The sequence below is a fragment of the Methylobacterium sp. SyP6R genome, from assembly GCF_019216885.1.
Lineage (GTDB): Bacteria > Pseudomonadota > Alphaproteobacteria > Rhizobiales > Beijerinckiaceae > Methylobacterium.
In genome coordinates, this window is the sequence record NZ_JAAQRC020000001.1 from 4,110,957 (window position 1) to 4,133,620 (window position 22,664).

At 69.4% G+C, this 22,664-nt stretch carries 23 protein-coding genes; 8 read left to right on the plus strand and 15 right to left on the minus strand.

Annotated elements, in window-relative coordinates:
• The first annotated feature begins 180 nt into the window (after positions 1-180).
• Together purH and HBB12_RS18940 are read left to right on the plus strand one after the other, a co-directional pair.
• Positions 181-1,782, plus strand: a complete 1,602-nt coding sequence (purH, locus tag HBB12_RS18935; RefSeq protein ID WP_236990762.1) for a bifunctional phosphoribosylaminoimidazolecarboxamide formyltransferase/IMP cyclohydrolase — start codon at positions 181-183, stop codon at positions 1,780-1,782.
• 110 nt (positions 1,783-1,892) lie between these two features.
• Positions 1,893-3,176, plus strand: coding sequence for a DUF3422 family protein (locus HBB12_RS18940; protein WP_236990763.1), 1,284 nt, complete (start codon positions 1,893-1,895; stop codon positions 3,174-3,176).
• A 31-nt stretch (positions 3,177-3,207) separates the two neighbouring features.
• Here the strand turns inward: HBB12_RS18940 and HBB12_RS18945 are convergent, their stop codons facing one another.
• The 9 genes from HBB12_RS18945 to HBB12_RS18985 form a co-directional block, all read right to left on the minus strand.
• Positions 3,208-3,717, minus strand: coding sequence for a GNAT family N-acetyltransferase (locus tag HBB12_RS18945; protein ID WP_236990764.1), 510 nt, complete (start codon positions 3,715-3,717; stop codon positions 3,208-3,210).
• A gap of 3 nt (positions 3,718-3,720) precedes the next feature.
• Positions 3,721-4,014, minus strand: coding sequence for a type II toxin-antitoxin system TacA family antitoxin (locus HBB12_RS18950; RefSeq protein WP_236990765.1), 294 nt, complete (start codon positions 4,012-4,014; stop codon positions 3,721-3,723).
• A gap of 104 nt (positions 4,015-4,118) precedes the next feature.
• Entirely contained in the window at positions 4,119-5,810 is a 1,692-nt protein-coding gene (locus HBB12_RS18955) for a cation acetate symporter (protein ID WP_236990766.1), read from the minus strand.
• Positions 5,807-6,115, minus strand: coding sequence for a DUF485 domain-containing protein (locus HBB12_RS18960; RefSeq protein ID WP_236990767.1), 309 nt, complete (start codon positions 6,113-6,115; stop codon positions 5,807-5,809). Before HBB12_RS18960 ends, HBB12_RS18955 begins: the two co-directional genes overlap by 4 nt.
• Positions 6,116-6,410: 295 nt before the next feature.
• Positions 6,411-8,360, minus strand: coding sequence for an acetate--CoA ligase (acs, locus tag HBB12_RS18965; protein WP_236990768.1), 1,950 nt, complete (start codon positions 8,358-8,360; stop codon positions 6,411-6,413).
• Positions 8,361-8,508: 148 nt separating this feature from the next.
• Positions 8,509-8,769 (minus strand): hypothetical protein, encoded by a 261-nt coding sequence (locus HBB12_RS18970; RefSeq protein ID WP_236990769.1) that lies wholly within the window; start codon positions 8,767-8,769, stop codon positions 8,509-8,511.
• A gap of 466 nt (positions 8,770-9,235) precedes the next feature.
• Entirely contained in the window at positions 9,236-10,126 is an 891-nt protein-coding gene (locus HBB12_RS18975; RefSeq protein ID WP_203156219.1) for a LysR family transcriptional regulator, read from the minus strand.
• 112 nt (positions 10,127-10,238) lie between these two features.
• Positions 10,239-11,231, minus strand: coding sequence for a thioredoxin-disulfide reductase (trxB, locus tag HBB12_RS18980; protein ID WP_236990770.1), 993 nt, complete (start codon positions 11,229-11,231; stop codon positions 10,239-10,241).
• A gap of 31 nt (positions 11,232-11,262) precedes the next feature.
• Positions 11,263-12,285 carry a mitochondrial fission ELM1 family protein gene (locus tag HBB12_RS18985; RefSeq protein ID WP_236990771.1) on the minus strand — a complete coding sequence of 341 codons (1,023 nt, stop codon included), beginning with the start codon at positions 12,283-12,285 and terminating at the stop codon, positions 11,263-11,265.
• Between the two features lie 216 nt (positions 12,286-12,501).
• Here HBB12_RS18985 and HBB12_RS18990 point away from each other — a divergent pair, with 216 nt between their 5' ends.
• The 6 genes from HBB12_RS18990 to HBB12_RS19015 all read left to right on the plus strand — a co-directional run bounded on the left by HBB12_RS18990 (position 12,502) and on the right by HBB12_RS19015 (position 17,902).
• The gene (locus tag HBB12_RS18990) at positions 12,502-13,752 is read left to right on the plus strand and encodes a GTP cyclohydrolase II (RefSeq protein WP_236990772.1); all 1,251 of its coding nucleotides are present in this window, start codon (positions 12,502-12,504) and stop codon (positions 13,750-13,752) included.
• A 34-nt stretch (positions 13,753-13,786) separates the two neighbouring features.
• A complete protein-coding gene (locus HBB12_RS18995; RefSeq protein WP_236990773.1) occupies positions 13,787-15,022 on the plus strand; it encodes a URC4/urg3 family protein in 1,236 nt (411 codons plus the stop codon).
• Between the two features lie 35 nt (positions 15,023-15,057).
• Positions 15,058-15,720 (plus strand): uracil phosphoribosyltransferase, encoded by a 663-nt coding sequence (upp, locus tag HBB12_RS19000; RefSeq protein ID WP_236992832.1) that lies wholly within the window; start codon positions 15,058-15,060, stop codon positions 15,718-15,720.
• 66 nt (positions 15,721-15,786) lie between these two features.
• On the plus strand, positions 15,787-16,794 hold the full coding sequence (locus HBB12_RS19005; protein WP_236990774.1) for an NAD(P)H-quinone oxidoreductase: 1,008 nt from the start codon (positions 15,787-15,789) through the stop codon (positions 16,792-16,794).
• 140 nt (positions 16,795-16,934) lie between these two features.
• Positions 16,935-17,252, plus strand: a complete 318-nt coding sequence (locus HBB12_RS19010) for a hypothetical protein (RefSeq protein WP_236990775.1) — start codon at positions 16,935-16,937, stop codon at positions 17,250-17,252.
• A 170-nt stretch (positions 17,253-17,422) separates the two neighbouring features.
• Entirely contained in the window at positions 17,423-17,902 is a 480-nt protein-coding gene (locus HBB12_RS19015) for a hypothetical protein (protein WP_236992833.1), read from the plus strand.
• Positions 17,903-17,934: 32 nt separating this feature from the next.
• On the opposite strand, the gene HBB12_RS19020 is transcribed toward HBB12_RS19015, so the two are convergent.
• The 6 genes from HBB12_RS19020 to HBB12_RS19045 form a co-directional block, all read right to left on the minus strand.
• Entirely contained in the window at positions 17,935-18,816 is an 882-nt protein-coding gene (locus HBB12_RS19020; protein WP_236992834.1) for a 3-hydroxybutyryl-CoA dehydrogenase, read from the minus strand.
• A gap of 147 nt (positions 18,817-18,963) precedes the next feature.
• Complete coding sequence (locus HBB12_RS19025; RefSeq protein WP_236990776.1) at positions 18,964-19,914, minus strand: electron transfer flavoprotein subunit alpha/FixB family protein; 951 nt, start codon at positions 19,912-19,914, stop codon at positions 18,964-18,966.
• 43 nt (positions 19,915-19,957) lie between these two features.
• Entirely contained in the window at positions 19,958-20,707 is a 750-nt protein-coding gene (locus tag HBB12_RS19030) for an electron transfer flavoprotein subunit beta/FixA family protein (RefSeq protein WP_236990777.1), read from the minus strand.
• A gap of 152 nt (positions 20,708-20,859) precedes the next feature.
• On the minus strand, positions 20,860-21,447 hold the full coding sequence (locus HBB12_RS19035; RefSeq protein ID WP_236990778.1) for a cob(I)yrinic acid a,c-diamide adenosyltransferase: 588 nt from the start codon (positions 21,445-21,447) through the stop codon (positions 20,860-20,862).
• Between the two features lie 93 nt (positions 21,448-21,540).
• On the minus strand, positions 21,541-22,143 hold the full coding sequence (locus tag HBB12_RS19040) for an acyloxyacyl hydrolase (RefSeq protein WP_236990779.1): 603 nt from the start codon (positions 22,141-22,143) through the stop codon (positions 21,541-21,543).
• Between the two features lie 136 nt (positions 22,144-22,279).
• Entirely contained in the window at positions 22,280-22,465 is a 186-nt protein-coding gene (locus HBB12_RS19045; protein WP_236990780.1) for a twin transmembrane helix small protein, read from the minus strand.
• Positions 22,466-22,664 lie beyond the last annotated feature (199 nt).

A 22,664-nucleotide genomic window follows, 5' to 3' on the forward strand; every position in this document is an offset into this window, starting at 1 on the left:
AGTGCCGCGCCGGCTTGTGATGCGCTGTCCGGAAGAAGGCTTCCGGACAGCGCATCACACCGTTTTGCGGCGCAACATCTGGCCTCGACCCGCGGTTTCTGCTAGGCGCGCCGGAAATTCCTGTGCCGGCTCGGGGTTTTCCGCGGGCCGGCGCCTACGACCGAAAGACCCGGTGTCATCATGGCGAGCGACCTGTCCCGCATCTCCCGCGCGCTCCTCTCCGTCTCGGACAAGACCGGGCTGGTCGAGTTCGCCCGTGCGCTCGCCGCCCGCGGCGTCACGCTGGTCTCCACCGGCGGCACCCACCGGGCCCTCACCGATGCCGGGCTGACCGTCACGGAAGTCTCCGACCTGACCGGCTTCCCGGAGATGATGGACGGGCGGGTCAAGACCCTGCATCCGGGCGTGCATGGCGGGCTGCTCGCGGTCCGCGACAACCCGGAGCACCAGGCCGCCATGCTGGCCCACGGCATCGCGGCGATCGATCTCCTCGTCGTCAACCTCTATCCCTTCGAGGCGACGTTGGCCGCGGGCAAGCCTGCTTCCGAGTGCATCGAGAACATCGACATCGGCGGCCCGGCGATGATCCGCGCGGCGGCGAAGAACCACAAGGACGTCGCGGTCGTGGTCGACGTAGCGGATTACGCCGCGGTGCTCGCCGACCTCGACGCCCATGACGGCGCGGTCACGTTCGCGACCCGCCGGCGCCTCGCCCAGAAGGCCTATGCGCGCACCGCCTCCTACGACGCCGCGATCTCGACCTGGCTCGCCGGCGAGATCGCGGCCGCGCCGGAGGCCCAGACCTTCCGGGCGCTGGGCGGCACGCTGGCGCAAGGCCTGCGCTACGGCGAGAATCCGCACATGAAGGCCGCGTTCTACCGCACCGCCGGCGCCCCGCGCCCGGGCGTGGCGACCGCGCGCCAGCTCCAGGGCAAGGAACTCTCCTACAACAACATCAACGACACCGATGCCGCCTTCGAGGCGGTGAGCGAGTTCGATCCCACCCGGACCGCCGCGGTGGTCATCGTCAAGCACGCCAATCCCTGCGGCGTCGCGGAAGGCGCCGACCTGATCGAGGCCTACGAGCGGGCGCTTCGCTGCGATCCGGTCTCGGCCTTCGGCGGCATCGTCGCGCTCAACCGCACGCTGGACGCGGAAGCCGCGAAGAAGATCGTCGAGGTCTTCACCGAGGTGATCATCGCGCCCGACGCCACCGAGGAGGCGGTCGCGATCGTCGCCGCCAAGAAGAACCTGCGCCTCCTCACCACCGGCGGCGTCGCCGATCCCCGTAGCCCCGGCCAGGCCTGGCGCACGGTGGCCGGCGGCTTCCTGGTGCAGGACCGCGACAACGCCGTCGTCGACGACATGCCGCTCAAGGTCGTCACCAAGCGCGCGCCGACCGAGGCCGAATTGTCGGATTTGCGCTTCGCCTTCCGGGTCGCCAAGCACGTGAAGTCGAACGCCATCGTCTATGCCAAGGACGGCGCCACGGTCGGCATCGGCGCCGGGCAGATGTCGCGGGTCGATTCCTCGCGCATCGCCGCCTGGAAGGCGGCGGAAGCCGCCAAGGCCGCCGGCCTGCCCGAGAGCCTCGCCCGCGGGGCGGTGGTGGCCTCCGACGCGTTCTTCCCCTTCGCCGACGGCCTCTTGGCGGCGGCCGAGGCGGGCGCTACGGCGGTGATCCAGCCCGGCGGCTCGATGCGCGACGACGACGTGATCCGTGCCGCCGACGAGGCGGGCTTGGCCATGGTGCTGACCGGCCACCGCCACTTCCGGCACTGAGGAACCCCGGTCGGCCCGTTGACCGACGGGCCGGCCTCGGCCAACCGGCCCGTTGACCGACGGGCCGGCCTCGGCCAAGCCTCACGGCGACGTGAGGAGAGGCGGACGCGATGCGGCTGGACGAACACCCCCTGCGGGCGCGGGTGCTGGCGGAGGTCCATGCCCGGCCGTTCACCCCGGTCAAGACGCCCCGCCGCTTCCTGCACTACGCCTTCCTGACCGACGGCGACGCCGCGGCGGCCGATCGCGACGCGCTGGAGGCCTATTGCACGGGCTTAGGGCATCCGGGCCCGGCGCCGGGGGCCAAGCAGCACCGGGTGGTGTTTTCCGGCGCGATCCTGCGCTGGGAGAGCCACAGCGAGTTCACCACCTATACTTGGGAGTTCGGCGACCCCCAGGGCCACGCCTTCCAGCCTCAGCCCGACGCTCTCGACGGCGCGATGGGGGAGGTGGCCCAGCCCGGCCCGCTCCTCGTCGCGGTCGACCTGCACCTCGTGCCGGCGGTCAATGACGGCTTGCCGTCCGACGCGGTCTCGGGATTCAACGCCGCCTCCCTGGCCATGGCGGAGGCGGAAGGGGGCGCGGCGGTGATCGCCACCGACTTCCAGCCCGATCCGCACGGCTATGTCCGCATCGTGGTCGCCGACCGGCGCCTGAGCCGCCTCGGCGCCGGCACCCTGGTGCAGCGCCTGCTCGAGATCGAGACCTACCGGACGCTCGCCCTCCTCGGCCTGCCGGAGGCGCAAGGCCTCGGGCCGACGATCCGGCGGATCGAGACCGCCCTGCCGCCCCTGATGGAGGCGATGCGCTCCAGCGAGGGGTTTTCGGAGAACCACGCCCTCCTCGACGAGCTGATCGGGCTCGCGGCGGAGCTGGAGGCCGGCGCGTCCCGGGCGATGTACCGGTTCGGGGCGACGCGGGCCTATGACGAACTGGTGCGTCTGCGCCTCTCCTCCGCGGGCGAGCACGCGCTGCCGGGGCAGACGAGCTGGTCGGTCTTCCTCGCCCGGCGCTACAACCCGGCGATCCGCACCTGCACGACGATCGCCGAGCGGCAGGACCTGCTCTCGCGCAAGCTCGCCCGGGCGGCGCAGATGCTGCGGACCCGGGTCGATATCGACCTGGAGCGCCAGAACCAGGCCCAGCTCCAATCGATGAACGACCGGGTGCGGCTGCAATTGCGGCTGCAGCAGACCGTCGAGGGCCTCTCGGTCGCGGCGATCACCTACTACGTCGCCAGCCTCGTCCACCATGTGCTGGAGGGCGTCCACCATGCCGGTGTCCCGGTCGATGCGACGGTCGGGACGGCGATATCGGTGCCGCTGGTGCTGGTGGGGGTGTGGTGGACGGTGCGGCGGATCCGGCGGGCGCATGCGGAGCCGGGGGGGCATTGAGGAAACCGGCCGATGCCCACGCCGGCGTGCATCACCTCCGAGAGGCAGTGAACGAAGCGGCGATATCGGCGATCGAACGGACGAGTTCGTATTCGCTGTTCCGCGTGGCGACGAATCCCCATCGCTGCCAGAATGCCACGGCCTCTTCGTCCACCGCATGAACCATGACCGCACGTCCGCCGACGAGCGCCGCCGCCTTCACACAGCGGGTCAGCGCGTGATTGAGCAAGCCTTTACCGATTCCGCGCCCTGCCCAACCGACATCTGTCGCAAGCTGGCCTAGCAGCAGGCACGGCACCGGATCGGGTGGCTGCCCGGTTCGGATCGCGCGCGGCAGAATGTTCGGAACGACGGCCGTTGGCGCCAGTCCATAATAACCGACCACCCGGCAGGCCTCGTGCACGACCATCACTGCCGTGAAGCCTTTCTCCTGGTTGGACAGGGCTCGTGTCTTGAGCCACCGATCGAGAACCAGCTTGCCGCACGAGAACGCCGCTGTCTCGTGCGACGCGCAGAGCGGTTCGGGCGCGGACAGGCCCACGTATCAGCCTTCGTCGTCTCGGTTGTCCCAAGGCGCGCGGTGTCTGGCGATCTCGACGATTTCAGGCACCACAGTGGCGGGCGCCGAAATGATGCTCATAAATTCCGCGAATGCTTCGGGATCGAGGCGAATCAGCCGCTGGTCCATCAGCACTTCTTCAGCCGTGAGAACGGCGGCCTCGCGGACGAAGTCGGTGCGGGACCTGCCGCGCAATCTCGCGGCCCGGTCGATCAATGCCAGGTCAGACTCCGGCAGGCGCATCGAGATCGGGTGATCCTTCCGGGCATTGGCGGGCATGACACCTCTCCTCCACGAGAAGGTAAGGGAGCGTCATGCATTCTGCAATACAATCCGGATCGCCTGAGGGGCGGCGCCCAATGGCTGCCGCCCCCCTCATCCCATCAATGCGCGTGCGCGCCGGCCGCCCCGATGCCGGTCTCGGAGCGCACGAACTGCGCCTCGAAGGCCGCCCGCTCGCGCTTGGCCCGGGCGCTGTTGTCGATCTTCGACACGATCCAAATCCCCAGGAACGCGATCGGCATCGAGAACAGGGCCGGGTTGTCGTAGGGGAAGAGCGCCGCGGGATGGCCGAAGGTGGTGACCCACACCGCCTTCGACAGCACCACCATCACGACCGCCGCGACGAGGCCGGCGAGGCCGCCGACGAGGGCGCCGAGCGTCGTGGTGCCCTTCCACAGGATCGACATCGCGAGGACCGGGAAGTTGCAGCTCGCCGCCACCGAGAAGGCGAGGCCGACCATGAAGGCGACGTTCTGGTTCTCGAACACGTAGCCGAGATAGATCGCCACCAGGCCGATCACCACGGCCGCGCCCTTGGACAGGTTGACCTCGGTGCGCTCGGTGGTGCGGCCGCGGGCGAAGACCTGGGCGTAGAGGTCGTGGCTCACCGCCGAGGCGCCGGCCAGCGTCAGGCCGGCCACCACCGCCAGGATCGTCGCGAAGGCCACCGCCGAGATGAAGCCGAGGAAGTACGGGCCGGCCACCGCGTTGGCGAGGTTCACCGCCACCATGTTGGTCGAGCCGTTCATGCCGGCGAGCTTGTCGTAGGTGCCGTCCGCGGCGAGCTTGAAGTAGCTCGGATCCGACATCAGCAGGGCGATGCCGCCGAAGCCGATGATGAAGGTGAGGATGTAGAAATAGCCGATCAGGCCGGTGGCGTAGAACACCGACTTGCGGGCCGCCTGCGCGTCCGAGACGGTGAAGAAGCGCATCAGGATGTGCGGCAGGCCGGCGGTGCCGAACATCAGGCCGATGCCGAGCGAGATGGTGTCGATCGGGTTCGCCACCGGGCTTTTCGGATTTCCGCTCGGGCCCATGATCGCGTCGCCGTTGGGGTGGACGCTGGTGGCGGCGGCAAACAGCTTCTCGGGGCTGAAGCCGTACTTGTAGAGCACGGCGCCGGCCATGAAGGTCGCGCCGAACAGCAGCAGGCAGGCCTTGATCACCTGGACCCAGGTCGTCGCCTTCATGCCGCCGAAGGCGACGTAGACGATCATCAGCAGGCCGACGATGATGACGGCGTAGAGGTAGGGCAGGCCGAACAGCAGCTGGATCAGCTTGCCGGCCCCGACCATCTGGGCGATCAGGTAGAACGCCACCACCACGAGCGTGCCGGTCGCCGACAGGATGCGGATCCGGGTCTGGTCGAGGCGGAAGCTCGCCACGTCGGCGAAGGTGAACTTGCCGAGATTGCGCAGGCGCTCGGCGATCAGGAACAGCACGATCGGCCAGCCGACGAGGAACCCGGTCGAGTAGATCAGCCCGTCGAAGCCGAAGCTGTAGACCATGCCGGAGATGCCGAGGAACGAGGCCGCCGACATGTAGTCGCCGGCGATCGCCAGCGCATTGGTGCCGGCCGAGATGCCGCCGCCGGCGGCGTAGAAGTCGGCGGCCGATTTCGAGCCCTTGGCCGCCTTGTAGGTGATGCCGAGGGTGAACAGCACGAAGAACAGGAACATGCCGATCGCCGGCCAGTTCGTCGCCTGCTGCTGCACGGCGCCGAGGTCGGGACCCGCCGCGAGGGCGGCCGTGGGGGCGAGGAGCGCCAGGGCGCTGAAGGCGAGGCTTTTCATCGGGCGAGGTCCCGGTTCAGGTCGCGGGTCAGGTCGTCGAAGCGGCCATTGGCGCGGAAGACGTAGATCCCGGTGAGCAGGAAGGCGGCGAGGATCACGCCCACGCCGAGCACCAGGCCGAGCGAGGCGGTGCCACCGAAAACCTTCGTCGACATCAGGCCGTGCGCGAAGGCGATGAGCAGGATGAAGACGAGGTAGATCGCCAGCATCAACCCGGAGAGGATCCAGGCGAAGCGGGTGCGCTCGTGCACCAACTGGCGGAATGTCGGGTTCACCAGAACCCGTGCGGTGTCTGCCTCTGCCATCGGCGGGCCTCCCCTATGTTTCTCTTCTGTAGCCGGACACGGCTCCGCCGCGCGCCGCGAGCGGCACGGCACGATGAAACCGGTGCGTCGATCCGTCTGTTGCCTGGTCTCGACAGGCTTGAGCTTGCGCCGACTGTCCGTGCTGCGGCGCAATAATCCCGATGACGCGATTCTCTAGCGAATGCCAGCGCAAAGGGACTGAAAACATCCGCGATGCGACGAAGGTCTGATAAGCGCGGCCGTCTCGTGCGGGATTAAAAAGGCCGGGGCCCCGAGCGGGGCCCCGGCCTCACGATCACTTCGCGCGGTTCTGCCGGTTCTCGATCAGGTCGTCGACCACCGCGGGCTCGGCGAGCGTCGAGGTGTCGCCGAGCGACGAGAACTCGTTCTCGGCGATCTTGCGCAGGATGCGGCGCATGATCTTGCCGGAGCGTGTCTTGGGCAGGCCGGGGGCGAACTGGATCAGGTCGGGCGAGGCGATCGGCCCGATATCCTTGCGCACCCAGGCGACCAGCTCCTTGCGGAGCGCGTCGGACGGCTCCTCGCCCTGCATCAGGGTCACGTAGGCGTAGATGCCCTGGCCCTTGATGTCGTGGGGATAGCCGACCACCGCGGCCTCGGAGACCTTCGGGTGGGCGACGAGAGAGGATTCGACCTCCGCCGTGCCCATCCGATGGCCCGAGACGTTGATGACGTCGTCGACCCGGCCGGTGATCCAGTAATAGCCATCCGAATCGCGCCGGCAGCCGTCGCCCGAGAAGTAGCGGCCCGGGAAGGTCGAGAAATAGGTCTGGACGAAGCGCTCGTGGTCGCCCCACACGGTGCGCATCTGGCCGGGCCACGAATCGTCGATGCAGAGGTTGCCCTCGCAGGCGCCTTCCTGGACCACGTTGTCGCCGTCGACCACCACCGGCTTGACGCCGAAGAACGGCCGGGTCGCCGAGCCGGGCTTGAGCGGGGTGGCGCCGGGGAGGGGGGTGATGAGGATGCCGCCGGTCTCGGTCTGCCACCAGGTATCGACGATCGGGCAGCGCTCGTCGCCGACGACCCGATAGTACCATTCCCAGGCCTCGGGGTTGATCGGCTCGCCGACCGAGCCGAGCACGCGCAAGGTCTTCCGCGAGGTTGTCTTCACCGGCTCCTCGCCGGCGCCCATCAGCGAGCGGATCGCCGTCGGGGCGGTGTAGAAGATATTGACCTTGTGCTTGTCGACCACCTCCCAGAACCGCGAGATCGACGGGTAGGTCGGGATGCCCTCGAACATCAGGGTGGTGGCGCCGTTCGCCAGCGGCCCGTACAGGATGTAGGAATGCCCGGTGACCCAGCCGACATCGGCGGTGCACCAGTAGATGTCGCCCTCGTGGTAGTCGAAGACGTATTGATGCGTCATCGACGCGTAGACGAGGTAGCCGCCGGTGGTGTGGACGACGCCCTTCGGCTGGCCGGTCGAACCCGAGGTGTAGAGCAGGAACAGCGGGTGCTCGGCCTCGACATGGGCGACCGGGCATTCGTCGGTGACCTGGGCGGCGGCTGCGTCGTAATAGACGTCGCGGACCGGGTCCATCTCGACGGCGCCGCCGGTGCGGCGCACCACGATCACGTGGTCGACGCTGTCGGCCGGAAGGCGCTGGATCGCCGCGTCGACATTGGCCTTCAGCGGCACCTTGCGGCCGCCGCGCAGGCCCTCGTCGGCGGTGATGACGAGCTTCGAGTCGCAGCCCTGGATGCGGCCGGCCAGCGAATCCGGCGAGAAGCCGCCGAACACCACCGAGTGGATCGCGCCGAGCCGGGCGCAGGCCAGCATGGCGTAGGCGGCTTCCGGGATCATCGGCAGGTAGATGGTGACCCGGTCGCCCTTGGAGACGCCGCGGTTGCGCAGGACGTTGGCCATCCGGCACACCTCCGCATGCAACTCGCGGTAGGTGATATGGCGCGATTCCGACGGATCGTCGCCCTCCCAGATGATCGCGACCTGGTCGCCGCGGGTCTCGAGGTGGCGGTCGATGCAATTGTAGGCGGCGTTGGTGACGCCGTCGGAGAACCACTTGATCGAGACGTCGCCGGGGCCGAACGTCGTCTCCTTCACCTTGGCATAGGGGGTGAACCAGTGGATCCGCTTGCCGTGCTCGCGCCAGAACGCCTCCGGATCACGGATCGAGGCCTCGTACCAGGCCTGATACTTGGCCTCGTCGATATGCGCCCGCGCCCGCGCATCCTGGCTGACCTCGACGACCCGCTGGTTCATGGCGCTCCTCCCCTGTATGCCCTGCCCGGTCGAGGACCGGTTGGTTGCAGCCGGTTTAGGCGCCGGCTCGCCGCGCCCGCAACCGCTCATTCCGTCTAATGCAGACCGGATTAATGCGCCCGGGTCGACGTAACGGTGACGCGCCCCTCTACTCGGTGCAACCGGTGCAGATGCCGGTGTCGATGTGGCGCTGGATCGCGCGGTCGCGCTCGCGCAGTTCCGGGGTCAGGCCGGCATCGGGGCCCAGCGCCGCGCCCGGCGGCTTGGTCTGGCCGACGCCGGTGGTCTCGCGCGGGGCGATGGAGCCGGTGACGGCCGGATCGCGCACGCGCGCCTCGGCCTGCGCCAGCAGCGGCAAGGGGGCGAGGGACACCGTCAGCAGGGCGGCGACGAGATGCGACTGACGCATGGAGGCCTCCTTCGAAAGTCCGAAGTGCCCGGAAATCGCCTCCGGGTCTCTCGTAAGGACAACGTAAGGGCATCGCCCCGGTTCACGATTGATATGTGCGCCCGAGCACTTGCCTGTCGGTACGGCAGCGGGTGCTCCTCCGCCTCATGAATTCGGGGCGATCGCGCGAGGCGCAAGGCTGTCCCGGATCGAGAAATGGCGCTGGATTCCCCTCTCCCCGCGGGCGGGGAGAGGGCTGCTGACCCCTTGTAGGGTCAGCAGCGAGCCCGCAGGGCGAAGGTGAGGGGGTGTTTCCGGAAGAGCCTCATCCGGAAACACCCCCTCACCCTCGCTCCGGCTTCGCCTCCGCTTGCCGTGTCTCCTGAACGTCGACACGGCCCTCTCCCCGCCCGCGGGGAGAGGAGATGTCCCGCCCCATTTCTTTTGCCCGGACAGCCCTGCCCAAAGCGGGAAGGCCGTTGCCCGCTCAATACGTCCAGCGCTGCGCCTTCGCGACGAGGAAATCCCGAAAAGCCTGGACGCGGGCGACCGTCCGCATCTCCTCGGCATAGACGAGGTAGCTCTCGAGGTTCGGCATCTCGTAGTCGCGCAGCACCTGAACCAGCTGCTCGTTTCCATCCGCCACGTAGTCCGGCAGGATGCCGATCCCGGCGCCGGTCTCGACCGCGAGCTGCAAAGCCGAGATGTTGTTGACCGTGAAGTGGATGGTGCGGTGCTCGCGCCCCTCGCGGCCGACGGTGGCGAGCCAGTGGGTCGCCATCAGGTAGGAGGGCTGATCGCCGCCGAACGAGACCAGGCGGTGCTTGTCGAGATCGTCGATCGTCTTCGGCTCGCCGAACCGCTTCACGTATTCGAGCGAAGCGAAGACATGGTAATGTACGGTGAAAAGCCGACGCTGGATCAGGTCGGGCTGGGCCGGGCGGCGCAGGCGGATCGCCACGTCGGCCTCGCGCATCGCGAGGTCCAGTTCCTCGTTGGTGAGGATCAGCTCGACGCGCACATCCGGGTGCAGGTCGAGGAATTCGGCGACCCGCTGGGCGAGCCAGGCGGTGCCCAAGCCCACCGTCGTCGTCACCTTGAGGTCGCCCGAGGGGCGCTCGCTGGTCTCGACGAGGCGCGCCCGCGTGGTCTCCAGCCGCATCTTCATGTCCCGGGCGGCCCGGAACAGGAGATCGCCCTGCTCGGTCAGGATCAGCCCGCGGGCGTGGCGGTGGAACAGCGGCGCCTTCAGTTCCCGTTCGAGGGCGCTGATCTGGCGGCTGACCGCCGACTGGCTGAGCCCGATATCGTCGCCCGCCTTGGTGAAGCTGCCGGCTTCGGCGACGTTGAGGAAAATCCGGATCTTGTCCCAGTCCACGGCCGTCAAACCCCTCGCCAGAGCCCCGGCCGGCTGGTTTCGAGCCGGTGAGTTCAGAGCGAACGCCACAAGGCCGGAACCGGGGCTCATCCCCGGCCCCGGTACAATTCTCCTACTCGGCCGCGGCCTGGCGCGGCGCTTCGCCGATCGCCAGGTTGGCCAGGTACTTCTCCGCCTCGAGAGCGGCCATGCAGCCCATCCCGGCGGCGGTGATCGCCTGCCGGTAGACGTCGTCGGTCACGTCGCCGGCGGCGAACACCCCGGGGATCGCCGTCATGGCGGTGCCGGGCGTGACTTCCAGGTAGCCGCCGGCCCGGAAGGGCAACTGCCCCTCGAACACGGCCGTGGCCGGCTGGTGGCCGATGGCGACGAACACGCCGTCGGCCTTGCGCTCGGTGATCGCGCCGCCGACCGTGTCGCGCAGACGGACATGGGTGACCGAGGGGGCCGGCTTGTCCTGGCCGCAGATCTCCTCGATCGCGTGATTCCACACCACCTCGACGTTCGGATGCTTGAACAGGCGCTCCTGCAGGATGCGTTCGGCCCTGAACGTGTCGCGGCGGTGGACCACCGTGACCTTGGAGGCGAGATTGGCGAGGTAGAGCGCTTCCTCGACCGCGGTGTTGCCGCCGCCGACGACCACGACCTCCTTGCCCCGGAAGAAGAACCCGTCGCAGGTGGCGCAGGCCGAGACGCCGAAGCCCTGGAACTTCGCCTCGGAGGGCAGGCCGAGCCACTTCGCCTGGGCGCCGGTGGCGATGATGAGCGCGTCGCAGGTGAAGACGGCACCCGAATCCGCCTCGAGCCGGAACGGCCTTTGCGAGAGATCGACCTTGGCGATGTATTCCGAGACGATCCGCGTGCCGACATGCTCGGCCTGGAGGCGCATCTGCTCCATCAGCCACGGGCCCTGGATCGCCTCGGCGAAGCCCGGATAGTTCTCGACGTCGGTGGTGATCATCAGCTGGCCGCCGGGCTGGAAGCCCGAGATCAGCAGCGGCTCGACCATGGCGCGGGCGGCGTAGATCGCGGCGGTGTATCCGGCCGGGCCGGAGCCGACGATCACGAGCTTCTCGTGCTGGGGAGCCTGCTTGGTCGTGGACATAAGGATCTCCGGGGCTGCCGCCGAGCGGGCCTCAGGAGGCCGTCCGGCGGGCGAGCGCGTCGCGATGCCCGATATAGGCATTCGCCACAGCCTGCGCGATCGCGAGTGTCATGTCTAAGGGCTTGGACCGTAACGGTTCAACCCGTCCCGTGAAAGGATGCACAGGTCCGTGCCGTTTCAGCGCGTCGTACAGCGTGTGATGGCGTTGATAGAGGTTGTGCGGCTCGAACAACCGGACCGGGACGCCGGCGGCACAGGCCTCCGTCACCATGTTGGCCGAGTCGGCCGTCGCCACGATCGTGTCGGCGAGGGCCAGGAGGGCGAGATAGGGGTTCTCGCCGCTGCCGTCCCAGAAGAAGCCGCCATGCCGGCGGGCGAGATCCGCAAGCGCCGCCCGTAAGCGGTCCGGCGTGCGCCGCGACGTGGTGATCATCAGGCTCGCCTCGCCGGCCAGGCGCTCCAGCCCGGCGAGAAGGTTTCGCGCGTCCTCGTTAGAGAAGCGCCCGTGCCGGCTGTCACCGCCGACCAGCACCGCGGCGCGGGGGCGGGGGAGGGCGGCGAGCCGCGGATCGGGATGGTGTCGCGCGGCGGCGAGGCGGTCGGGCGAGACCGGGTGCGGGCCGGTCTCGGTCACGATCACGTTCGCACCGCGCAAGGAATCGTGTGCCGGCACCCAGATCAGGTCGGCGGCCCGGGGGCCGATGCGCGGATCGCGCAGGAAGACCGTGAAGGTTTCGTTCCTCGAACGACGCTTGACCGCGCGGAGCGCCGGCACCGCCCGGCGGCCGGTGGCGATGGCGAGATCGGGCAAGGGCGGCGTCAGCGCCCGCTCGCGCGGATCCGCTGGGCCGCGGGGCGCGAGCCAGGAGAAGGGCGGGCGCGGCGCGACAACCCGCTCCTGCGCCACCACGCCCAACGCCGCGGCGAGGCCACGGCAGGGCGCGAGGTCGCCGGCCTTGCCGTCGGTGATCAGCCAGGCCGTGGTGCCGGCCGGCAGAAGGGGAGAGGGGGAGGCCACGATGCGGCGATGTGGCGGCGGGGCAAGCGCTGTCAAGGCTCGGGCGAAGGCGGACCGGGAATTCCGGGGCAGGCAGCGGGCAGGACGCTCGACCATCGATCAGCGCCGCCCGCCCCGCCAAGTCCCGCGGGTGCCGCAGGCTTGAGCTTGACGCGCCGAATCGGCTGGGCCACCCTCTCTCAGGTCAAGCACTCGACAGGCTCCTCGCGGCCCCCGCGGGGAGCCTTCTCCGTTGAAGGACGGCGCGTCCGCATGACCAGTTCCAACCGCTCGACGCATATCCGGCTCACCTCGCATCCGGAGCCCGGCGCCGCCCGCTGGCCGATCCGCTGGGGCGCCGCCGACCCGCGCGAGCGGGGCCCGATCATCGGCACCGTCACAAACCCGGCCGACCGCAACGTGGTCGGGGCCAATGGCGGCGCCTATTCGCTCTACCGGGCGCTTGCCATCGCCGGCCGGGCGATGAACCCGCTGGCGCGGCCGGACCTCACCAACACCCATCCGGTGGTGGCGATCGGGCCGCACCCGCAATGGGCCGACCCGGACAAGATCGTCTCGCTCGATCCCTGGGGGCACATGCCCGGCGAGGTCTTTCGCGATGCGATCGGCACCGGCACGGACATCAGGCCGACCATCGCGGTCACCAAGGCGCGGTTGAGCCTGCCGGAGATCCTGGCGGCGATGGGCGCCCATCGCCTCGCCGCCGACGGCACGGTGCTGCATTCCACCGGCGACATCTCGGTCACCAAGATCGCGGTCGATCCGGTCTGGTACCTGCCGGGCGTCGCCGCCCGCTTCGGCACCAGCGAGACGAACTTACGCCGCACGCTGTTCGAGCAGACCGGCGGCATGTTCCCGGAACTCGTCACACGGCCGGACCTCCAGGTCTTCCTGCCGCCGATCGGCGGCTGCACCGTCTACGTGATGGGCGAGGTGGCGGGCCTCACCGATCCGCGCCGGCGCATCGCCTGCCGGGTCCACGACGAGTGCAACGGCTCGGACGTGTTCGGCTCCGACATCTGCACCTGCCGGCCCTACCTCACCCACGGCATCGAGGAATGCGTGCGCGAGGCGCAGGCCGGCGGCACCGGCGTCATCGTCTACAACCGCAAGGAAGGCCGCGCGCTCGGCGAGGTGACCAAGTTCCTGGTCTACAACGCCCGCAAGCGCCAGGAGGGCGGCGATTCCGCCGCCACCTATTTCGAGCGCACCGAATGCGTCGCAGGCGTCCAGGATGCCCGCTTCCAGCAATTGATGCCCGACGTGCTGCACTGGCTCGGCATCCGCCGCATCGACCGGCTGATGTCGATGTCGAACATGAAGTTCGACGCGATCACCGGATCGGGCATCGAGGTCGGCGAGCGGGTGCCGATCCCGCCGGAGCTGATCCCGCCGGACGCCTCGGTGGAGATGGAAGCCAAGAAGGCGGCGGGCTACTACGCGCCGGACGGCGTCACCGACTCCCTCGACGCCGTGAAGGGCCGCGACCTCGAGCGTTTCTGACATCGCCCGATGGCGCCGCCAAACACCCCTGGAGATGCCCGTGCCTGAGTTTTCGACCGCCCGCAGCCTGCTCTCGGCTCGCGCAGTGCGCGCCCGCGCCGAGACCCTGCTCAAGGCCGGACTCGACGGGCAGCTCGACCATTTCGTCGTCGATCTCGATCGCCTGGGGGCTTGCGCCGACGCGGTGGTCGAGACCATCCGCGAGGCCTATCCCGACCTCGCCATCCCGTATCACGCCCGCTGGCGCCATTTCTCGGTCGGCGGATTCGAGCGCTGGGGCTCCCTCGTCCACGCAGCCCCCTTCGAGGACCCGGCCGAGCAGGCCCGGGCCGCCTTCGACCTCGTGGTGGTGAGCGTGCTGCTGGATGCCGGCGCCGGCCCGACCTGGCGCTACGAGGAGGGCCGCACCGGCGAGACCTATGCCCGCTCCGAGGGGCTGGCGGTGGCGAGCTTCGACATGTTCGTGTCGGGCCTGTTCTCCTCAGCGCCCGAGGATCCGTTCCGGGCCGATGCCCGCGCGCTCGCGACCCTGACCGAGGCGGAGCTCGCCGACGGCTTCCAGGTCTCGCCGACCAACCCGCTCGTCGGCCTGTCCGGCCGCACCGCGCTCCTCAACCGCCTCGGCCAGGTCGCGGCGGCCGACCCGGAGGGCTTCGGGCCGGATGCCCGCCCCGGCTTCCTGTTCGACCGGATCAAGGCCAAGGCTCATGATAGCGCCGTCTCGGCCGAGGCGGTGCTGGAGGTGCTGCTGACCCATCTCGGACCGATCTGGCCCGGCCGCATCGTCCTCGATGGGGTCGACCTCGGCGACACCTGGCGGCACCCGCTCGCCGGCGGCACCGGTCCGACGGAGGGGCTGGTCCCGTTCCACAAGCTGTCGCAGTGGCTGGCCTATTCGCTGCTGGAGCCGCTGGAGGAGGCGGGCCTGACCGTCACCGGCCTCGACGCCCTGACCGGCCTGCCCGAATACCGCAATGGCGGCCTGTTCCTCGATACCGGGGTGCTGGCCCTGCGCCGGCCCGAGGAGGCGAAGGTGGCGCACCCGGTCGAGTCGCGCCTCGTCGTCGAGTGGCGGGCGCTCACCGTGGCGCTTCTCGACCGGCTGGCGCCGCTGGTGCGCCAGAGGCTGGAGATCGAGGACCCGGCCGACCTGCCGCTCGCCAAGGTGCTGGAGGGCGGCACCTGGGCCACCGGCCGGCGGCTCGCCAAATCCCTGCGGCCGGAGGGTGCGCCGCCTCTCGCCATCGCGAGCGACGGCACCGTATTCTGAAAGACTTGAGCGTGATCGTGAACGGGGAGACGGCGATGCAGGGTGCGGGTGCGCGCGGGGAGACGGGGGTGGCGCCGGTCACGGTGGTCGATCACCCGCTGGTGCAGCACAAGCTGACCCTGATGCGGGACAAGGCCCGCTCGACCAAGGGCTTCCGCCAGCTCCTGAACGAGGTCGGGATGCTGCTGGCCTACGAGGTCACCCGCGACCTGCCGCTGGAGCCGGTCGAGATCGAGACCCCGCTGGTGACGATGCAGGGCGCGCAGATCGCCGGCAAGAAGCTCGTCCTGGCGCCGATCCTGCGCGCCGGTGTCGGCTTCCTCGACGGGATGCTGTCGCTCCTGCCCTCCGCCCGCGTCGCCCATATCGGCCTCTACCGCGATCCGGATTCGCTGGAGGCGGTGGAATACTACTTCAAGGCCCCGTCCGACCTCGCCGACCGCACCGTGCTGGTCCTCGACCCGATGCTGGCGACGGCGAACTCGGCGGTGGCCGCGGTCGACCGGCTGAAGGAGCGCGGCGCCCGCGACCTGCGCTTCGTCTGCCTGCTCGCCGCGCCGGAGGGGCTGGCCAAGTTCCAGGGTTCGCATCCCGACGTGCCGGTCTGGACCGCCTCGATCGACAGCCACCTCAACGAGCACGGCTACATCTTGCCGGGCCTCGGCGATGCCGGCGACCGGATGTACGGGACGCGCTGACCCCTTGCCGCTGGCGTACCGGCGCGGCAGGTAAGGGCGCACATCCCGTCAATGCGGAGCCGCCCCATGCCGTCGATCCCCGCCACCATGCGCCAGGTCCGCTTCAACGGGGCCGGCGGTCCGGAGGTGATCGGGATCGAGACCGTGCCGGTGCCCCGCCCGGGCCCGAACCAGGTGCTGGTCGAGGTCGTGGCGGCGGGCGTGAACCGGCCCGATTGCCAGCAGCGTGCCGGCAAGTATCCGCCGCCGCCCGGGGCCACCGAGGTGCCGGGGCTGGAGATCGCCGGACGCGTCGTCGCGCTCGGTGAAGGCGTCACCGGTCTTGCCGAGGGCCAGGAGGTCTGTGCGCTGACGATCAGCGGCGGCTATGCCGAATATTGCGTGGCGGAAGCCGCGCTCTGCCTGCCGAAGCCCGGCCCGCTCTCGCTCGTCGAGGCGGCGGGCCTGCCGGAGAATTACTGGACGGTCTGGACCAACGTGTTCGAGCGCGGCCGCCTGCACAAGGGCGAGCGCTTCCTGGTCCATGGCGGGTCGAGCGGCATCGGCTCGACGGCGATCCAGCTCGCCAAGCGGTTCGGCGCCGAGGTCTTCGCCACCGCCGGCTCGGCCGAGAAATGCGCCTTCTGCGAATCGCTCGGCGCCGACCACGCGATCAATTACCGCGAGGCGGATTTCGCCGCGGAGGTGAAGCGGCTCACCGACGGCAAGGGGGTCGACGTGATCCTCGACATGGTCGGCGCCGCCTATCTGGAGCGCAACCTGAAGTCCCTGGCCCTCGAAGGCCGGCTCGTCATCATCGCCTTCCTGCAGGGCTTCCAGGCCGAGAACCTCAACCTGACGCCGATCATGATCCGGCGCCTGACCGTCACCGGCTCGACCTTGCGCCCCCGCACCGTGGCGCAGAAGGCCGCGATCGCCGAGGGCTTGCGCAAGGAGGTCTGGCCGCTGCTGGAATCCGGCACCGTGAAGCCGGTGATCCACGCCACCTTCCCGCTCGACGAGGCGCGGGCGGCGCACGAACTGATGGAATCGAGCGCCCATCTCGGCAAGATCATGCTGCTGACCGGCAAGTAGAGCGAGGGGCCAAGCGGCGCGCGCGGCATCCGGGCGCGCCGGAAGCCCGACCCAGGAACCTCGGCCGATCGGTGACGTTGCCCGACACACCGTTCATCGCTCGGCGCCACGCCCGCCGTGCTTCAAGCCCGAGGTTCCCCATGGACAACAACCGCACCGTCGAGACCCCGACCGCGGCCCGCCAGGGCGCGAAGGGACGCCCCGTCCTCTACGTGCTTCTCGGAAGCCTCGCCCTCCTGGCGGTCGCCATGGTGGCCCTGCTCGGCTGGAACGGCGCCAACGCGCCGAAGGACTATGCCAGCCAGAGCCAGGACGCCTCGCGCCAGCAGATCACCGGTTCGCCGAATGGCAGCGGCGGCACCTCGTCGGCGAACAGCGCCGGCGTGCCGGCCGGCAACCCGGCCTATCCGGCCCCGGCCGAGCCGAAGTCGACCGGCTCGACCACGACCACCAAGTAAGCGCCACGCCGCTCCTGCGAAGGGCCGCCTCTCGACCCGGGAGGCGGCCCTTCGGCCGTTCGGCTGGCACCCGATCGGCACGGGAATGTGATTCCCCTCGGCTCGACGCCGTCCCTTACGCTCTCGCCCGCAGGCTCGCGAAGGCTGCACGGGGAAATCGTGTCGTGGCGATGCGGCGCTTGATGAAGTTCCTGCACACGATGGGGGCGATCGGCCTGATGGGCGCGATGGCATGCCTGATCGTGCTGCTCGGGCTCGCACCCCCGCCATCCGCCTTATCCGGCTACGCGCTGATGCGCGGCGCGATGGCGGCGGTGGCGACCTGGATCTTTCTGCCGTCGCTGGCCCTGATGCTGGTCGCCGGCTTGCTGGCGATCGCGCTCAACCGAGCCTTTCACCAGGCCGGATGGGCCTGGGTGAAGCTCGCGACGGGGGTGCTGATGTTCGAGTACGGCTTCATCGGCGTGCAGGGGCCGATGCAGCGGGAGGCCGAGCGCAGCGCCCAGGCACTCCTCGGCCGGGTCGATCCGGCGACGCTCGCCGAATCGCTCGGCGCCGAGCGGGGGACCTTGTGGGTGCTGCTCGCCATCGCGACGGCGAACGTGGTCTTAGGCGTCTGGCGGCCCCGCATCCTGATCCGGGTCCGCTGACCGGGACCCTCCGAGGCGGGGCGAATGAACCTTCAGCGGGTCGGCACCGGCTCCGCGCCGCGGTAATCGTAGAAGCCGCGCTTGGTCTTGCGTCCGAGCCAGCCGGCCTCGACGTATTTCACCAGGAGCGGGCAGGGGCGGTACTTCGAATCGGCCAGGCCTTCGTAGAGCACCTGCATGATCGACAGGCAGGTATCGAGGCCGATGAAGTCGGCGAGCTGGAGCGGGCCCATCGGGTGGTTGGCACCGAGCCGCATCGCGGTATCGATCGAATCGACCGAGCCGACGCCCTCGTAGAGGGTGTAGATCGCCTCGTTGATCATCGGCAGCAGGATGCGGTTGACGATGAAGGCCGGGAAATCCTCCGACACCGTCACGATCTTGCCGAGGCGCTTCACGAAGGCCTTGGCCGATTCGTAGGTCGGATCCCCGGTGGCGATGCCGCGGATCAGCTCGACGAGCTGCATCACCGGCACCGGGTTCATGAAGTGGATGCCGATGAACTGCTCCGGCCGGTCGGTCGAGGCCGCGAGCCGCGTGATCGAGATCGACGAGGTGTTGGTCGCCACCATCGTCTCGGGCCGCAGCGACGGACACAGCGCGTTGAAGATGCTGCGCTTGATCGCCTCGTCCTCGGTCGCGGCCTCGATCACGAGGTCGCAAGGGCCGAAATCGTCGAAGGAATCGACCGCGATGATGTGCTCGATCGCGTCGCGGCGCTGGCTCTCGGTGATCGCTCCCTTCGAGACCTGGCGCTGCAGGTTGCCGTTGACGTTGGCGAGCCCGTTCTTCAGGCGCTCGGGATCGCGGTCGTTCATCCGCACGTCGAGCCCGGCCAGGGAGCAGACATGGGCGATGCCGCTGCCCATCTGACCGGCTCCGATGATGCCGACCGTCTTGATCTCGATGCCCATCACACCCCTGCCTTCCGCCACGCCGCGCCGAGCGTTCATATCACCGCGCCTTCGCAGATGCGAAGGGTTCCGAAGACGCTGCCCGGTTCCTGTGCCGCCCCCCGCGCGGTGCCCGCGCGAGGAGCGCATCCCCTCAGCCCTTGGTCCTCAGCCCTTGGCCTTGGCGATTTCCTGCTGCAGGTCCGGCACCACCTGGAACAGGTCGCCGACCAGGCCGTAATCGGCGACCTGGAAGATCGGCGCTTCCTCGTCCTTGTTGATCGCGACGATGACCTTCGAGTCCTTCATGCCGGCGAGGTGCTGGATCGCCCCCGAGATGCCGACCGCGACGTATAGATCCGGCGCCACGACCTTGCCGGTCTGGCCGACCTGCCAGTCGTTCGGTGCATAGCCCGCGTCGACCGCCGCGCGCGAGGCGCCGACCGCGGCGCCCAGCGAATCGGCCAGAGGCTCGATCAGCTCCTTGAATTTTTCCGCCGAGCCGAGCGAGCGGCCGCCCGACACGATGATGCGCGCCCCGGCCAGCTCCGGACGGTCGGACTTGGCGATCTCCTCGCCCTTGAACGACGACTTCGTCTCCGGGGCCGCGGCGGAAGCGGCAGCCTCCACCGGAGCCGCCGCGCCGCCCTCGGGGGTAGCCTGGAAGGCGGCGGTGCGGACCGTGATCACCCGCTTGGCATCGGTCGCCTGCACGGTCTGGATCGCGTTTCCGGCGTAGATCGGCCGCTCGAACGTGTCGGGGCCGACCACCTTGATGATGTCCGAGACCTGGGCGACGTCGAGGAGGGCGGCGACGCGCGGCAGCACGTTCTTGCCCTCGGTCGAGGCGGCGGCGATCACGGTGTCGTAGGCGCTGGCGAGTTCCGCCACCAGGGCGGCGGTCGGCTCGGCGAGGAGGTGGTCGAAGGCGGCATCCGCCGCCACCAGCACCTTCTCGACGCCGTCGAGCTTGGCGACGGCTTCCGCCGCGCCTTGTGCATCGGCGCCGACCACGAGGGCGTGGACCGGGGCGCCGAGCTGCTTGGCCGCCGTCAGGGCCTTGGTGCTGGCGTCCTTCACGGCGCCGCCGGCATGCTCGACCAGCAGGAGAGTGGTCATGGCGTGTCGTTCCTTCCTTTCCAGGGATGCCGTCACGTCCTCGTCAGAGGACGCCGGCCTCGACCTTCAGCTTGTTGACGAGCTCGGCGGCGCTGGCGACCTTGACGCCGGCCTTGCGGCCGCCCGGCTCGACGGTCTTGAGCACCTTCAGGCGCGGTGCGATATCGACGCCGAGCGCTTCCGGCTCGACCGTATCGAGGGGCTTCTTCTTCGCCTTCATGATGTTGGGGAGCGACGCGTAGCGCGGCTCGTTCAGGCGCAAGTCCGTCGTGACGATCGCCGGCAGCTTCAGGTTCAGGGTCTGCAACCCGCCGTCGATCTCGCGCGTGACGTCGAGGGCGCCGTCGCCGATCTCGAGCTTGAACGCGAAGGTACCCTGCGGCCAGCCGAGCAGGGCGGCGAGCATCTGGCCGGTCTGGTTCGAGTCGTCGTCGATCGCCTGCTTGCCGAGGATGACGAGGTCCGGGCTCTCTCGTCCCACCAGCGCCTTGAGGAGCTTGGCCACGGCGAGCGGCTCGACGGCGGCGTCGGTCTTGACCAGGATGCCGCGGTCGGCGCCCATGGCCAGCGCGGTGCGGATCGTCTCCTGGGCCTGCTGCGGGCCGATCGAGACGGCGACGATCTCCGTGACCTTGCCCTTCTCCTTCAGGCGGATCGCCTCCTCGACGGCGATTTCGTCGAAGGGGTTCATCGACATCTTGACGTTGGCGAGTTCGACGCCCGAACCGTCCGGCTTGACCCGGATCTTCACGTTGTAGTCGACTACCCGCTTGACGGGCACCAGGACCTTCATGATCGTCGCATCCTTCAGGATGAAGGGGCGATCGTGGTCGGGCCCTCCCTGTGGCCGGCCCGCGATCATCCCCGATGGAGCAAGGTGGCGCGGACCGTAGCGGCCCATTTTCCGAATTGTCAACGCGCCCCGGAAGCCCGCCGCCCCACCGTTCAGCGCGCGTCTTGAGCGCGGGTTTTTCCTGGAACCCACAGCACGTCGGCGGCGCCGCCGTCGTTGGCGACCCGCGCGGCGACGAACAGGAAATCCGACAGGCGGTTCAGGTACTGGATCGCCACCGGCGAGACGGTCTCGCCCGGCGTTGCCGCCAGGGCCACCGCCAGGCGCTCGGCCCGGCGGCACACCGTGCGGGCGAGGTGCAGGGAAGCCGCTGCGGGCGAGCCGCCCGGCAGCACGAAGGAGCGCAAGGGGGTGAGCCCGGCATTCAGCGCGTCGATCTCGCGCTCGACCCGCTCGACCTGGGCGGCGACGATCCGCAGCGGCTCGTAAGGCAAGGGTTCGCCGGTCTCGGGCGTCGCGAGGTCGGCGCCGAGATCGAACAGGTCGTTCTGCATCCGGCCCAGCATCGCATCGAGGTCGCCGGTCGTGTGCAGGCGCGCCAGCCCGAGGCAGGCATTGGTCTCGTCGACGGTGCCGTAGGTCTCGACGCGGAGATCCGCCTTCGAGCGTCGCTCGCCGCTGGCGAGCGCGGTGGTGCCGGAATCGCCGGTGCGGGTGTAGATGCGGTTGAGGACGACCACGGCACGCTCCCTTCGGCGGGGCGTGCCCGCTCGCTGGCGAGTTCTAGCGCTCCTCCGTCGAAGCGCCAGCCCCACCCACAGGGAGGGCAGCCGTCAGAAAGTATAGGCGATCTTGCCGCCGAAATTGGTCAGGCCGCGGTTGTTGACGCAGAGGCCGGCATTCGACATGTGCTCGATCGTCGCCATGACGCTCCAGTGCTCGGTGAGTCGGAAGCCGACGGCCGCCGCCTCGCGGAACAGCGGGTTGCAGCCGAGCGAGTTGAAGGTCTTGGGCACGTAGACCTTCGGGCCCGTCCAGCCGTCGTGGAAGCCGGCGCCGAAGAAGCCCTCGACGAAGATCCGGTCGGTGATGTCGGCGGTCCAGGTCGCGCCGAGATAGGCGTAGCTGGTGCGGCCGTCGACGTTGTAGCTGCCGCCGACGGTCGGGCGCGGCACGAAGGCGGCCCAGAACCGGTCGAGCCCGGTCACCGGCTTGGCGAACAGCAACTCGCCGTTAATGTTGCTGGTGTTCTTCTCGTTGCTGCCCGGATCCTGGGCGGCGCCGCCGATGCGGAACTCCGAGACGATGCTGAGGGGCTGAACCGGGGGCCGGTAGACGGGCACCAGGGCCGTAGGGTCCGCGGCCTCGGCGGCCGGTGCAGCCAGAACGACCGTGGCGGCGAACGCCGCGGCGAGGCTCGGAAGGGTTACGCGCATCTGTCGAACGGGTCCACCGCCCCGTTGCTGGGGCGCCGATCACCTTAGCCAGGGCGCGCGCGTCTCGTCTCGCCGCACAATCCGTCTCACCGTGGTTTTCCACCCCGTGCGTCCACCCCGCCACAGTGTCGCTGGGTCAGCCGCCGCGCCACCACAGGACCCCCATGATGACCAGGATGGCGACGAACTGGAGCATCACCCGCAGGCGCATCAGCCGCTGCGAGAGGTTGGCGCTGCCGCCGCGCAGCATGTTGGCGAGCCCGAACAGCAGCACCACGGCGACCGCGAGGCAGGGGATGAGAACGAGGGTGTTGCCGGACATGCGGTGAGGCTCGCGAGGTGGAACGGCCTGATAGGGCGGATCGGGACCGTCCGGGGAGGCGGCCCCGCGCCGCAGGAGCACGAGACGGCGCCGAGACCTGTCCGCCGTTACCCCATCCGGCCGTCGGCGAGATGATGTCGCCAAGCTCTCGATCCAGCACTGGCGGCGTGTTCCAGAATCGTCGCCACGATTACGGCGG